Raw genomic sequence first — 13,865 nt, forward strand, 5'->3', positions numbered from 1 at the left:
GGACACGGCCCGAGGCGTCGGAGACGCCGCATTGCACCGCGCTCATGTCATAGGCTGGAGGTCGCGAGCGACGAGGAGGAATGCCGATGGCCGATCTCATTGACACGACCGAGATGTATCTGCGCACGATCCTCGAACTGGAGGAGGAGGGCATCGTCCCCCTGCGCGCACGGATCTCGGAACGGCTCGGCCACTCCGGTCCGACGGTGTCCCAGACGGTCGGCCGCATGGAGCGCGACGGCCTGGTCGTCGTCTCGGGCGACCGGCATCTCGAGCTGACGGCCGACGGCCGCACCAAGGCCGTGCACGTGATGCGCAAGCACCGGCTCGCCGAACGGCTGCTGGCCGACGTGATCGGACTCGAGTGGGAGTACGTGCACGAGGAGGCCTGCCGCTGGGAGCACGTCATGAGCGAGCAGGTCGAGCGCAAGCTGCTCGACATCCTGCACCACCCCACCGAGTCGCCCTACGGCAACCCCATCCCGGGCCTCGACGAGCTCGGCTCGATGGCGACCGCGCCCTTCCAGTCGGGCGTCGTGTCGTCGGTGGACCTGCCGATCATCGACGGGGACCCCGGCGTGCAGACCCGGGTGCGCCGACTGGCGGAACCGGTGCAGACCGATCCCGAGCTGCTGCGCACCCTCGGCCGGGGCGGCATCCGGCCGGGTACGCCGGTCCGCGTCAGCCGGGTCTCCGGCTTCCTGCGGTTCGAGGTCACCGCGGAGGGCGACCCGATCGACCCGATCGAGCTCTCGCCCGAGGTCGCCGCGCACATCTACGTGTCGCGCACCTTCTGAGCCCGCGGGTCGAACCCGCTGCGGGCCGAGCGGCCTGCCCCTGTACACGAAGACGTGACCCCGCGAGGAGCCCCATGCCCGTTTCCCCCGAGGCCCACCTGCGCCGCATCGCCGAGACCGTCGAGGCGCGCAACCCGCACGAGCCCGAGTTCCTGCAGGCGGTGCACGAGGTGCTCGAGTCCCTCGTGCCCGTCCTCGCCGACCACCCCGAGTTCATCGAGGGCGGAGTGCTCGAACGCATGGTGGAGCCGGAGCGGCAGATCGTGTTCCGCGTCCCGTGGCTCGACGACCGCAACCGGGTCCAGGTGAATCGGGGATTCCGCGTGCAGTTCAACTCCGCGCTCGGCCCCTACAAGGGAGGACTGCGGTTCCACCCGAGCGTGAACCTCTCGGTCGTCAAGTTCCTGGGGTTCGAGCAGATCTTCAAGAACGCGCTCACTCGGCAACGCATCGGCGGCGGCAAGGGCGGATCCGACTTCGACCCGCGGGGGAGGAGCGACGCGGAGGTGATGCGCTTCTGCCAGAGCTTCATGACGGAGCTCGTGCGCCACATCGGCGAGCACACCGACGTCCCCGCGGGCGACATCGGTGTCGGCGGGCGCGAGATCGGATACCTCTTCGGCCAGTACCGCCGGCTCACCGGGCGCCACGAATCGGGCGTGCTCACGGGCAAGGGCATCGGATGGGGCGGCGCGGAGGTGCGCACCGAGGCGACCGGGTACGGCGCGGTCTTCTTCGCCCAGGAGATGCTGCACCGTGCGGGCCAGGGCATCGGGGGTCGCCGGGCGGCGGTATCGGGATCGGGCAACGTCGCCATCTACGCGATCGAGAAGATCGGGCAGCTCGGCGGCACGGCCATCACCGCATCGGACTCCTCGGGCTATGTCGTCGACGAGGCCGGCATCGACATCGCGCTGCTCAAGCAGATCAAGGAGGTCGAGCGCGAGCGCATCTCGGTCTACGCCGAGCGGCGGCCGGGTGCGCGATTCGTCGCCGGTGGATCGGTGTGGGATGTCCCGGTCGAACTCGCATTCCCCTGCGCGACGCAGAACGAACTCGACGAGAACGAGGCGCGCACCCTCGTCGCGAACGGGGTGCGCGCGGTGGCCGAAGGTGCGAACATGCCGACCACGCCGGGAGCGGTCGCGCTGTTCCAGCAGGCCGGCGTGCTCTTCGCGCCCGGCAAAGCGGCGAACGCCGGAGGCGTCGCGACCTCCGCGCTCGAGATGAGCCAGAACGCGGCACGGGAACGGTGGGGCTTCGAGACCAGCGAGGAGCGGCTGCACGCCATCATGCGCGATGTGCACGACGCGTCCTACGATGCCTCGGCGCGGTACGGGCGGCCCGGCGACTACGTGCTCGGTGCCAACACGGCGGCGTTCGCGACCGTGGCTCGCGCGATGCTCGACCAGGGCGTGGTCTGAGGGATCGCGAGCACCACGGTCAATCACTGGTCAGGGGTGGTTTCCGCTGCCCGGAAGTGGAGCTTTTCGGGTCCGAAGTATCTCGATATCGAGATACTGCTGCGAGCTCGCGCTCTCGAATCCCCGCGGAATCACGCCATTCTTTCGCCATGTTCAGTCGGATCGCAGCTCAGCGTGACAATTCCGTGATCTTGGGTTAGGCTGGTCGAGATTTTGGTCCAGACGGGCCGTACCTCGCAAGAGAACGATTACGTAAGGCAGACACCACTCGTGACTCAGCACCCCGGCTCAGCTCAGACCCCCGGCACCGACGTGGCGATCGCAGCACCCGCTGCACGCCCCGCTCGTCCGGCGCGCAGGCGCCTCGTGCGCATGCTCGGCGCAGGCGTCGTCAGCGCGGGAATGGTCAGCGTGTTCGCTCTGCCTGCGTACGCGACTGACATCCAGACCGAGGGCTACCGCGCCCCCGCCGCGATCCAGGTGAACCAGGTGCTGACCACGGCCGACGCCGAGGGCGCCCTGCAGACCGAGGCACCGAGCACCGAGCTCGCCCCGGCCCCGAAGCCCGTCGTCCCCGCCAAGAAGGCCGACGACGCGACGACCGCGACCGTCGAGTCGGGCAACACGCAGACCGAGGCCCCGAAGCTTCCCGACATCCCCGCGGGTAAGGGCGCTGCCGGCCTCGTCGCCGCGGCTCGTGCCCAGATCGGTGTCAACCAGGACTGCACCGACCTCGTGCAGAACGCTCTCGCCGCGATCGGCATGTTCGAGCGTCGCGACCAGGGCGGTTACGACCTCGGCCCCATGGACTTCGGCCGCTTCGGCACCCAGGTCTCGCCCGACGCGGTCAAGTTCGGCGACATCATGATGCGCGGCGGCCACGTCGCCATCTACACCGGCGACGGCGTCAACCACCGTGCGGTGCACGGCGGCTTCGGGGGCAACCAGACGGTCGAGACCGACGTGGACTCGAACCCGGGCAACTACGCGGTCATCATCCGCATCCCGTAAGCGGATCCAGAACCTTCGACGTGAGGGGCGCGGCCATCGGCCGCGCCCCTCACGCGTTTCCCGCGTCGCGTCGCCGGCGCGCAACCGGATAACATGGAAGCTCCGCCTCAGTAGCTCAGTGGATAGAGCACTTCTCTCCTAAAGAAGGTGTCGGAGGTTCGATTCCTCTCTGGGGCACTCGGAGAACGACCCCCGACTCGCCTAGAAAAAACTAGGGAGTCGGGGGTCTTCTGGCTTCTGCTGAGCGGGCCCTGCCCACGTTCTGCCCACACTCGTTTCGCCGAAACGACGAAAGCGCCCCCGCCGCCCAGCCGAGAGGCTGAGCAGCGGGGGCGCTGATGGGAAGATCACGCGGGCGGCGAGCGAGGCGAGAGCGGGGAGCGCTTCGCTGCGAGACGGCGGGCTCGGCGCGTGCCGGGCTCTGGCGTATAGGTGGGATTCGTCGGATAGCCGAGCAGCCACCCGAACCATGCCCACCGCGTCGACAGCCACCGCACGGCGGCGTAGTACACCGCCGTGAGCACGGTCGTGAGCAGCAGCGTGAGCAGATTCGCGGTCTGCTCGGTCAGGTTCAGTCCGGCGAGCGCGATCAGCGACAGCAGGTAGCCGACAGCGGTCGGCACGACCGTGCGCACGAGCGCGACGAGCACGTCGCGTACCGTCTCCGGGGGATTCGTCGTCATGGGGTGTCCTTTCGAGGATCGAGGGTGTGCTCGAGATGGTCGAGCTTGGTGTCGTGCTCGTCGATGCGCTCGACGGCCTCCTCGGCGTCGTCGAGGTGCTTCTCGAAGCGCTGCGCGAGCGCGCGCATCTCGCGGCCGCGCTCTACGTCGCGATCGTCGAGGCGGCCGACGTCGCGGCGGATACCGCGCACGTCGCCGATGATCGACGCGACCGCGCGCTCGATTCGGTCGACGGCTGCCCCGACGACACGACCTTCGTCGCGGACGACGTCGAGGTCGTGCCGGAAGTTGGTGCCGTGGCTGTTCGTGACCTGCTCGTCGACGCGCTTCACGGTGCTGTGCTGGCGCGTAAGGATCGCGATCACGACGCCCGACGCCGCCGTCGAGATGACGCCAAGCACGCCGATGATCGCGATCCACACGCCCTCGGTCATGCTGCGGCGAAGGTGTAGGCGTCGGAGTCGAGCAAGGTGATCCGGGCGAGGCCGCCCTTGTTGCCCTGCGAGGCGTACACCGAGAGGTTGACGACGTCGTCGGCCGCGACCGAGCGCTGGAAGGTGCGCGTGGCCTGGATGAGTCCGTACTTGTCGGCGATGACGCGGTCAAGGTAGTGCGGGGAGCTCTTGCCGTCCCGCACGACCTCGTACCGGATCTCGATTACGTCGCCCGGTGCGAATTTCTCGCCGTAGACGTGGGCGCTGAGGACTGTCGGGCCGGCGGCCGCGACGAGGTCCCGCTTCTTGCCGCGCGTATCGCAGAGGTAGAGGCGCTGCTTGGGCGCGATCGGGCGCACCTCACGGTGCTCGTAGTGAAACGCCTTCACGGCATCCTCCTTCTTTGAGGTGGCTGGGCTCCGGAGTCGCCCGGGCTTGAGCGGGCGCGGGTCGACCCACGCGCCGCCGGACCATGCGCGGTCCCAACGGAGTTCCCAGTGACAGTGCGGACCGAGCGTGTACCCGGTGTTGCCCGAGAGGCCGATGTAGCCGCCAGCCTTCACCCGCTGGCCGACTCGCACGTCGATGCGGTTCATGTGCCCGTAGCGGGCGATCAGGCCGTCGTCGCGGCGGATATCGACGGTGAGGCCCTCGCCGTTCGCGCGGACGCCGTTCATGACGCCGGCCGCGCCGTCGCCGCCAGCGAACACGATCTCGCCGTCGAAGCAGGCGCGCAGCGCGGTGTCCACCGGGACGCCGAAGTCGGTGCCGTAGTGCCACCAGCTCCCGCCGTCGCGCGGGCCCGGCCACTCGGTAACGAGCGCCGGATCGAGCGGATAGTAGAGGTCCGCCATCATGCACCACCGGCGGTGGCGAGGAGCTGCACGGCGGCCAGGATCATCGCGTCGGTGATGACCGCCTCCGAGTCGCCGGGCGCTTCGACCCCCGCCTCGAGCGCGGAGGCGTAGGCGTCGTCCCAGCCGGGCGACGCCGAGAGGCTCCACATGTGCTCCGCGGCCCAGTCCGGAACCGCGCCGACACCCTGCGTCGCGGCGCACGCCTGCACGCGCTGCTGCAGGTCGAAGTCCTGCGCGAGGATCGCCTGTGTCCGATAGGTCATGATGCCCCCTTGAAGCTGATCGGTGTGACGGTGAAGCCGGGGTAGTTGGTCGAATGGGTGCCGGTCTGGTCGCGCATCGAGCGCAGCGTGAACACCGTCGTGCCGGGCTCGAGGGTCACGAGTTTCCAGCCGACGATGTTCGAGTTCGCCCCGTTCGCGAACGGGGCGTGCGGGCCACCACCGCCCGCGATGCCGTTGCTGAACTGGTCGGCGTCGACGACGGTCGCGCCCGAGCAGGCGACACCGACGCGGGCATACCCGGCGCTCGCGTTGCCAGTCGCGCCGAAGTCGACGCGGCAGATGAGCCGCTTCGTTGTCGGGTTGACGACGGTGATCTTCGCGAGTCCGGGCACGTCCTGCCAGACACCGACCGCGGCCGTGATGCTCGCCCCCGCGGAGAGCTTCACGCTCTGCGGGTCCGGAAGGCGCAGCTCTCCGCCGGCCCGACCGAGCACGGTCGCCCGGCGACTCTGCATCGCAACGAGCACGCGATCACCGACGGCGAGGCCGCTCACGAGCGACGAAGGCGTGCCATCGAGCGGCGCCGTATCTACGTCGAGCTGCACACGCAGCGGGACGGCCTGCGTCACCAGCCCCCAGCGCAGCCCGACCATGTCGGCGACCTTCGCCGCAAGCTTCTCGACCACACGCAGCAGAGCATCGAGGTTCACAGCTCCCTCCACTCCGCCTCAACCCACCCGTTGAACGTGAAGGTGTAGCGCATCGCCTGGACAGAAGCACGGCGCGCGGCTGCGCCCGACGGCGCGAAACTCACGACATCGTTCGGGTTCAGCGGAACGACGAAGTGCTGCACAGACAGATGAGCCACCGCCGAGCGGGCGTCGCGCAGCAGCCGCGCGGCGAGAAGGTCGGCCGTCGCCTGCGAATCAACCTCGGCACCCTCGTCGATCACCGGGATCTCGCGCCCCCGGTTCGGGATCGAGAACGGGTCGCGCGGGTCCAGGTTCCAGGCAGTGCCGACGATCGCGGGCTGCTCGCCATCGCCCTGACTGACGACGATCGCGATGTTCGGGATCGACGAGAGATCCTGATCTCGGTCCCAGTCGGGCGAATGCACGGCACGCGCGCCGGCCGCGAAGTCGAACGCGCTCAACCGGTCGCCGGGGTCGACGTAGGGCTCGATGCGGAACACCCCGGCCCCGTCGCACCACAGCGACCAGTACCCGATCGAGGAGAGCAGGTCGTTGATGATCGTCAGATACGACGTCCCCGGCTTCCACACCATCGCCGAGCGCGTCACCGCCGTTGACGGAGAGACCGAGTAGCGGCGCTCGCCGCAGTCGTTGATGAGCTCGAGCACACGGTCGATGACTACGGCGCCGGCGGGCACCGAGTAGGTGCCCTTCACACTCGTCTCGTCGATGATCGCGAGCTTCCCGAGGAGGCCGACGTCGTAGACGAGCCGCTTCCCGCGGTAGCTCTCCTTCGGCGAGGAGAGCAGCATCGTCGCGACCGGCCACTCGGAGACGCCGGGGATGCCGGGATCGTAGGAGATCCGCACCCGGTGCGACAGCCAGTCGATCTCCTGCCCCATTTCCTCGATGGTGAGGTTGCCCGCGGCCCGGAGTCGCGTAGTCGCGTCGACGTCGACCCCGCCACCGGTCACACCGATGAGCTTGCGGAGCGGCTGATCGTCGCGGTTGAGGAGCGTGTAGCGCCATCGCGGCGCGCGTGGCCCGTGCAGGTCAGCCATCGCCGTCACCCCCGCTTCGTCTCTTCGAGCTTCCATCCGTACTGCCACAGGCCGCCCGCCTTGCGCGGCATGCGGACCGCGGAGAGGATGCCGTAGATGCAGCGCCCGTCGGGATCGCGGTAGAAGTGCAGCGGTTCCGGCGCCTGCGCGAGCGCGACGAGCTTCGCCACGGTCGCGTTGTCAGGCGCGCGATCGAGCACCGCCCCCGAAGCGTCGACGGTGCGCGACAGCCACTCGCCCGCGAAGGGTGTCGGGAGCTCGCTGTCATCGGTGACGAGCGCATCGCGCTCGCGGCCCGCCTCGATCTCAATCTCGGGGCTGAACGGGAGACGTGCCACCACAGTGAACGACGGCCCGCCCGCCAGCCAGACCGCCTGCGACCCCGGAACGACTCCCACGATGGTGACCGCGGCCGCGCCGATATCGCTGAACGCTGTCGCCCGGTACAGCACCTCGATGCTGCCTGACGGTGACTCGCGGTCGATCACGGACCCGCCATGGCTGCCCGAAATGATGGGGAGCCAGGTCGCGCCCCCGTCGTCCGAGCGTTCGACGTCCATATGATCGGTGGCCGGCAACCCGGCGCCCGTGCCCGCCGAGACCGCGATCTCCATGCATCCGTCGTCGTCGTTCCAGACAGCCGTGAGAACGGGTAGTGCGGGCTCGACATAGTCGACGGTGAAGGCAATCTCGACCCAGGGTGACCAGACCCCGCCGGTCGCTGCGCGGACGCGGAGCGCCCACGAGGTGCCGTCGGCGAAGCGGTTCGCAAGCTGGCACACGGTCTCGCCCGTGCGGTCCCCACGGAACTCGATCGGGACGCCGGCCGCGTCGTGAAGCTCCACCGCCCATTCGTGCTGCGGGAGACCCTGCGCCTGCGTGAGGACCCATTCCACGGGCAGCGCGGGCAGCGTCCACACCGGGCCCGAGGGGGTCACGAGGTTGACGGTGGGGCGCGTGATCACGTCGAACGAGCGGATGAGTGACCACGAGGAGAACGTCGCGTGCAGGCCTCGGGTGCGGACCCGCCACACGTAGCCACCGACCGGCAGGTCGACGTCGACGAACTCGTTCTGCCCCACCGAGACTGTGATCCACGTGGGCGAGGACGAGAGCCGGTACTGCACCTCTGCCGCGATCTGCGGTGAGGTGTCGGACGAGTTGTGCCGCCAGGAGAACCGAACCGGCGCGTCGTCGGCCACATAGCCGGTGATCGGCACCATGTCGAACGGCATGAGCGGCGGCGCGACCGCGCCAACGCCTTGCGGCCCGTAGAGCGTCTGCCCGGTGGGGTTCTTGGTCCGTAGGGACAGGCTGTGCCCCGCAGCCTGCGACGGCCCCACATAGGTGTATGGCGACGTGACAGGCACCGAAGTCGCGACGACCGTGCCGTTGTCGAGCACGTCCATGCTCACAGCCGCTGCGGGCGGGGTGAACGGGATCGAGATGTTGCCCGTCGCGGTCCACTTCGGCTCGCCGATGACGGCGGGCCCCGGCGTGGTGTACCGGGGCCCGACGATGTTCGACCAGTCCGAGGCCTGGTCATCCGGCGGCAGGAAGATGTTCACTCCGCGCACCCGATAGAAGTAGACGCTGTCCTTGACGATCGTCTGATCAGTCGCTGTCGTGATCCCTGCCTGCCGGATGGAAGCGACGAGCGTCCACGGGCCAGCGAGCGCCGGCGCGCGCTCGATCTCGATGCGGTTGTAGTTGGCCGGTCGCGTCCAGATGAGGACCGCTCTCGTGTCCGTGTTCACCGTCACCGAGGACAGAACCGGTGCTGCCGGTTTCGCCATGATTACACTCCCATTCGAGCTGTCAGTCGGCTACCCGAGGCAGCCCCGATTGAGTTGTTCACGGTGTCGGCCGCAACGACCTTGAGACGCGCGATGATCGAACCATCGGCGTCGACGAGCGCGATCCTCTCCCCGAGGCCAGACGACGACGGCGCCTGCACGGACGCCTGCAGCGTGTCCCACTGCGCGGCAGTGAACACGGGCTCCGGCTTCCCCGTCTTGTTGCCGACGATGCTCAACCCAGGCGGGAGGAAGCCGCCGTTGTCGTAGAGCATCGGGCGGCCGCCGGTCGAACCAGTGTCCGAGCCGAACATCGACGTGAACACCGAGGTGAGCCCCTTCATCGCCTGCTTCGCCATGCCGCCAGCGAGGTCGACGAAGATGCCGCCCCCAGGGAATGCCTTCTTGATCTGCCCGACGGCGCCGTCGATGAGCCCGTCGAACAGGCCCGCGCCGACGCCGAGATCCTTCCCCTGCACGCCGAGATAGGCGGCAGGGTTGGTGTTCGGGTAGTACGAGTTCGGGCCGAGACCAGGGTTGTGAACCATGTAGTGCAGGTGCGGGCCGGTCGACATGCCGGTCGAGCCGACGTAGCCGATCACCTGCCCCTGGCGCACGCGCTGCCCTGCCCTCGCGGCGAAGCGACTCAGGTGCGAGTAACGGGTGCCGATCCCGTTGACACCTTGGAGGTAAATCTCGTTGCCGCCCATCGGGACGGCTCCGGCGAGCTGCACGATGCCGCTGGACGCCGCGAACACCTTCGTGCCAGACGGCGCCGCCATATCGAGACCGTTGTGCGACGGCCCCCACGGCTGCGACTGATTCCATGAGCCCTTCGGCAGCGGATCGACCAGGCCGCCGCGAGCGAGCCCACTGCCGAGCGCGGCGATCTGCGCGCGCACGGCACTCGGCCCGCCGGTGTTCCCGGCCGCGTTCATCGCGTGGATGAAGTCGGCGCCGAGCCCGCGCACGGCCTCCGGCACGAGCACACCCTCGCCCTTGCGCAGCGGCATCATGACGGTGTCGCGCTTCACGGCGTCGTAGCCCTGCAGGATGCCGCCGTGCGCGAAGCCCTTCGGAAGCTTCACCTTGGGGATATTCAAACCGAAGCCATTAACCGCGCTGATCAGGCCATTTATGACGGTTTCGACCACAAATTTTACGGGTGCCTTGGCCAAATCCTGGATGCCCGCCCACGCCTTCCCGATGGCATCGCGGGCGGCCTCGAACGCGGCCTTCGGCTGCTTCGTGACGAAGCCGATCATGACGTCGAGGGTGCCCTTGATCTTCGTCCAGATGCCGCCGAAGAACGACGAGATCGACCCCCACACCGACTCCCACGAGGACTTCACGATCTGGATTCCGCCGGCGATCACGGACTGCACCCACCCGATCGCGCCGCGCACGGTCGAAACGATGCCGTTCCACAGGTTCACGAAGAACTGCTGGATCGCGGTCCAGTTCTTGATGATGAAGCCGAACACGGTCCAGTTCAGGAAGAGGTTCACGATCCAGTCGAGGGCGCCCTTGAAGAACCCCACGATGTTGTTCCACAGGTCGACGAAGAACTGCGAGATCGCGTCCCAGTTCTGAATGATGAGCCCGTAGACGGTCCAGTTCATGAACAGGTCGACGACCCAGTCGATCGCGGCCTGGAAGAAGCCGGTGATGTTCGCCCAGAGATCGGAGAAGAACTGCTGGATAGCGCCCCAGTTCTGGATGATCAGGCCGTAGATCGTCCAGTTCATGAAGAGGTCGACGACCCAATCGACGACGCCCTGGAAGATGCCCTGAATGTTGGCCCAGAGGTCGGAGAAGAAGTTGCCGAGGTTCGTCCAGGTGTCCTGAGCGAACGAGACGATGTTCGTCCACGCCTCGCCGAGGAACCGGGTGAAGTCCTCCCACATCTTCTTGCCGGTCTCGGTCTGCGTGAAGAAGTAGATGAGGCCCGACACGAGCGTGCCGACCGCGGTCACCACGAGCATGATCGGGTTCGCGTTCATCACGAGGTTGAAGAGGCGCTGCGCGCCGGCGGCGGCCTTCGTCGCGACGGTCGACGCGATGAGGGCGGCCTTCTGGCCGACCATCGCCGCGGTGCCCGCGACCCACGTCGCCGCGGACTTGACGCCCGTCGCGATCTGGGTTCCCGCGATGCTCACCCACTGGCGCAGGCCCGCCGCGTTCGCGAGCGCGGCGGCCTTCTGGCCGACCATCTTCGCGGTGTTCGCGACGAGCGCGCCGGTCGACGCCCAGATGGACGCCGTCCAGGTCGCGAACGCGGCCACGAGGGTCACGCCGATGACGCCGGCGAGGATCCCGATCGCGGACGGGTTCTCCTTCACCCACGCGCCCATGTCCTTGAGGAACGGCATGACGGCCTTCATGCCGTCGCCGACCGCCGCGAACACTGCGGACGCGAGCGGCTCGATCGCGACCATCGCCTGATTCATGGTGACCTGCCAACGCTCGGCGAAGTCCATCGTTTCTTCGCCGACGCCGAGGATCGTGTCGCCGGTCGCGCCGGTGGCCGCCATGAGGTCGGTCATGTTCAGCGCGCCCGACTGCAGGGCGCCGACGAACTGGCTCGCGCCCTTCGTGCCGAACACCTTCCCGGCGAGGTTCAGGGCGCCGGCGGTGTCGCCGGTCTTCACGAAGTTCTGCAGCTCGCCGACGACGCGCTTGAACGCGGCCTCCGGCTGCTCGCCGTTCTTCGCGAGCGCGACGAGGCCCTTCGACATGGAGCCGAGCACCTGCGTGGAGTTGAGGCCGGCCTTGTCGAGCGAGCCCATCAGAGCGATGGAGTCCTCGAAGCCGAAGCCGAGGTTCTGCAGCGCGGGCGCCGCGGTCTGCACGCCTGACGCGAGATCGTTCATGCCGACGCCGGTCGCCTGCGACACCTGGAACAGGGTGTCCATCGCGCCGGAGACGTCGTCGCCCTTGATCTTGAACGCCGAGAACGCGGCCGACGTCTTGTTGATGTCGACGTCCTCGCCGAGGATGCGCCCGGCCTCGAGGTACTGCGACGCGACGGTCTCGAGCGTCTTCCCGGACAGGCCGAGTCGGGTGTTGAGGTCGGCGACGGTGGGGCCGATCTTCTCGAACTCGGCGGGCACGCGGGTGCCGACGTTCTTCGCGACGTCCACGAGGCCGTCCAGTGCGGCACCCTGCGCGCCGGTGCCGGTGCGGATGGTGTCGGTGACGTCGTCGAAGATCGCGCCGACGTCGTACAGGCCCTTGAACGCGGCGACAGCGCCGGCGGCGACGGCACCTCCGGCCATCGCCGCCTTCGCCTTGTTGCTCCACCCCTTGCCGGCCTTGTCGCCCGACTTCTCGGCTTCCTTCGCGGCGGGCGCGAACGCGGTCACGACGTTCTGCGTCACGTTCTCGAAGGTGGGCACGAGGCGCACCCACGCGGTCAGGAGCTCCACTCCGGTGGTCGAAGACATGGCGGGACGCCCCTTCCTGCTCTACCGGCCGGGCCGGGGCTTCGCGTTCTTGTCCCACCAGTCGTTGAACTGGTGGAGTGGGATCGGGTCCGAGCCGAGGCGCTGGTTCTGCGACTGCTCCCACGGGCGCGGGATCCGCTTCGGCTTCGGGCTGTTCCTGTTCTGGCCCCGCTGCCAGTTGCCGGTGTTCAGGGCGTCGATGGCGGTCGCGAGCAGCTGCTCGGTGACCGTCCAGTGTTCGACGCCCTGAACCGACTCGCACGTCGCTGTGCCCGGCGTGCGCTGCCATCGCTTGACGAGCACCTGCAGGTCGCGCCACGACAGCGAGTAGCCGAGATCGTCGAGCGATCGACCCGCCATGAGCAGGTCGTACTCGATCGCGTTGCCGTGCCGGTCGATCAGTCGGCAGAGGGCGAGGATTCCCCCAGCTCGATGGAGGACGCCTCCTGCCACGCCTCCTGGATCGCACGGATCTGGTCGTCGGTCACGAGCTCATACAGGCCGGGCGCGTACCGCTCGAACAGCTCGCGCTGGATCTTGGACGCTTCGAGCGCGTCGGCTGGGTCCGGCTCGACGCCCGCGTCGATCGCTGCCTTGAGCGTGACCGAGGTGCGCTGCATCCGCTCGCGAATGTCGGAGCTGATGTACTGCATCTTCGGCAGGGTGTAGGTCTTCTTGCTGTCGGGCAGCTTGAACTGGAACTGGTTCTGCTTGATCGACGCCTTGGACGCCGGGACTTCGAATACCACGGGGGAACCTCCTGGTCTGGGGTCGGGGAACCGATGGGGATAGCAGAGCGCCCGGACGGGTTCCCCAGTCGTCCGGGCGCTCTGGTCTGCGCTACGCCGAGACGACGCCGTCGTCCGTGTAGATGTAGATGTTCTTGCCGGCCGCGTCGGGGTAGGTCGACAGCGTGACCGGCAGAGTGACGGCGCCGGATGCGGTGAGCGGGATCTCGCCGCGCTCGGTCACCTGGCCGTGCGGGACGAAGACCAGGGCGCGGCGGGCGCCGTCCTTGATCTTGAAGTACCACGCCTTCGTCGGGCGCTCTTCGCCCGCGATCGCGGCGCGCGTGAGCGTGCCCTTGGCCGCGGTCGCCGGGGTCACCTCGACGTTGTCCTCGCCCATGTAGGTTTCGAGGGAGCCACGCGACAGCTCGAGGTGCGTCCACGCGAGGGTGCTCTCGAACTCGGTCAGCACCTTGCGGATGGTCTTGAGGGACCAGTCCTTGATCGACTCGGTCGACTCCGACGGCGTGATGACGACGCCGTCCTCGTTGACGTAGCCCGAGTCCTTGAGGGCGGTGAAGATGAAGTCGTCGATCGTCTCCGGGATGATGTCGGTCTCGGGTCCGCTCAGGATCGCGCCGGTGACCTTCTGATCAGGCGCGCCGACGAACACGTTCTTGGATTCCACGCTCATAGCGGGGTGCCCCTTTCA

At 68.2% G+C, this 13,865-nt stretch carries 14 protein-coding genes and 1 tRNA gene; 4 read left to right on the forward strand and 11 right to left on the reverse strand.

All coding sequences use genetic code 11. The features are described from left to right. Window positions 1-86 precede the first annotated feature (86 nt). The 4 genes from XM48_RS16300 to XM48_RS16315 all read left to right on the forward strand — a co-directional run bounded on the left by XM48_RS16300 (window position 87) and on the right by XM48_RS16315 (window position 3,409). Window positions 87-797: a metal-dependent transcriptional regulator gene (locus XM48_RS16300; protein ID WP_046456882.1), complete on the forward strand. Its 711-nt coding sequence runs from the start codon at window positions 87-89 to the stop codon at window positions 795-797. A 74-nt stretch (window positions 798-871) separates the two neighbouring features. After that, window positions 872-2,221, forward strand: coding sequence for an NADP-specific glutamate dehydrogenase (gdhA, locus tag XM48_RS16305; RefSeq protein WP_046456883.1), 1,350 nt, complete (start codon window positions 872-874; stop codon window positions 2,219-2,221). A 270-nt stretch (window positions 2,222-2,491) separates the two neighbouring features. Next, window positions 2,492-3,232: a hypothetical protein gene (locus XM48_RS17180; protein WP_052961585.1), complete on the forward strand. Its 741-nt coding sequence runs from the start codon at window positions 2,492-2,494 to the stop codon at window positions 3,230-3,232. A gap of 104 nt (window positions 3,233-3,336) precedes the next feature. Next, a tRNA-Arg gene (locus tag XM48_RS16315) sits at window positions 3,337-3,409 on the forward strand. A 170-nt stretch (window positions 3,410-3,579) separates the two neighbouring features. On the opposite strand, the gene XM48_RS16320 is transcribed toward XM48_RS16315, so the two are convergent. The 11 genes from XM48_RS16320 to XM48_RS16370 all read right to left on the reverse strand — a co-directional run bounded on the left by XM48_RS16320 (window position 3,580) and on the right by XM48_RS16370 (window position 13,847). Continuing rightward, complete coding sequence (locus XM48_RS16320; protein ID WP_046456884.1) at window positions 3,580-3,915, reverse strand: hypothetical protein; 336 nt, start codon at window positions 3,913-3,915, stop codon at window positions 3,580-3,582. Then, the gene (locus XM48_RS16325; protein ID WP_046456885.1) at window positions 3,912-4,349 is read right to left on the reverse strand and encodes a DUF2746 domain-containing protein; all 438 of its coding nucleotides are present in this window, start codon (window positions 4,347-4,349) and stop codon (window positions 3,912-3,914) included. The genes XM48_RS16320 and XM48_RS16325 overlap by 4 nt, the downstream gene beginning before the upstream one ends. Further along, the gene (locus XM48_RS17185; RefSeq protein WP_052961586.1) at window positions 4,346-5,203 is read right to left on the reverse strand and encodes a M23 family metallopeptidase; all 858 of its coding nucleotides are present in this window, start codon (window positions 5,201-5,203) and stop codon (window positions 4,346-4,348) included. The genes XM48_RS16325 and XM48_RS17185 overlap by 4 nt, the downstream gene beginning before the upstream one ends. Further along, window positions 5,203-5,469 carry a hypothetical protein gene (locus XM48_RS16335; protein WP_046456886.1) on the reverse strand — a complete coding sequence of 89 codons (267 nt, stop codon included), beginning with the start codon at window positions 5,467-5,469 and terminating at the stop codon, window positions 5,203-5,205. Before XM48_RS16335 ends, XM48_RS17185 begins: the two co-directional genes overlap by 1 nt. After that, window positions 5,466-6,140, reverse strand: coding sequence for a hypothetical protein (locus tag XM48_RS17190; protein WP_052961587.1), 675 nt, complete (start codon window positions 6,138-6,140; stop codon window positions 5,466-5,468). Before XM48_RS17190 ends, XM48_RS16335 begins: the two co-directional genes overlap by 4 nt. Next, the gene (locus XM48_RS16345) at window positions 6,137-7,183 is read right to left on the reverse strand and encodes a hypothetical protein (protein WP_084821255.1); all 1,047 of its coding nucleotides are present in this window, start codon (window positions 7,181-7,183) and stop codon (window positions 6,137-6,139) included. The genes XM48_RS17190 and XM48_RS16345 overlap by 4 nt, the downstream gene beginning before the upstream one ends. Before the next feature lie 5 nt (window positions 7,184-7,188). Continuing rightward, window positions 7,189-8,979 carry a hypothetical protein gene (locus XM48_RS16350; protein WP_046456888.1) on the reverse strand — a complete coding sequence of 597 codons (1,791 nt, stop codon included), beginning with the start codon at window positions 8,977-8,979 and terminating at the stop codon, window positions 7,189-7,191. Window positions 8,980-8,981: 2 nt separating this feature from the next. Further along, a complete protein-coding gene (locus tag XM48_RS16355) occupies window positions 8,982-12,425 on the reverse strand; it encodes a phage tail tape measure protein (RefSeq protein WP_046456889.1) in 3,444 nt (1,147 codons plus the stop codon). A gap of 21 nt (window positions 12,426-12,446) precedes the next feature. Then, window positions 12,447-12,878, reverse strand: a complete 432-nt coding sequence (locus tag XM48_RS16360) for a hypothetical protein (protein WP_156175102.1) — start codon at window positions 12,876-12,878, stop codon at window positions 12,447-12,449. After that, entirely contained in the window at window positions 12,824-13,174 is a 351-nt protein-coding gene (locus XM48_RS16365; protein WP_046456891.1) for a hypothetical protein, read from the reverse strand. The genes XM48_RS16360 and XM48_RS16365 overlap by 55 nt, the downstream gene beginning before the upstream one ends. 91 nt (window positions 13,175-13,265) lie before the next feature. After that, window positions 13,266-13,847 (reverse strand): hypothetical protein, encoded by a 582-nt coding sequence (locus tag XM48_RS16370; RefSeq protein WP_046456892.1) that lies wholly within the window; start codon window positions 13,845-13,847, stop codon window positions 13,266-13,268. Window positions 13,848-13,865: the final 18 nt, after the last annotated feature.

Origin of the sequence: Leucobacter sp. Ag1, from assembly GCF_000980875.1 — a bacterium.
GTDB classification, from domain to species: Bacteria; Actinomycetota; Actinomycetes; order Actinomycetales; family Microbacteriaceae; genus Leucobacter; species Leucobacter iarius.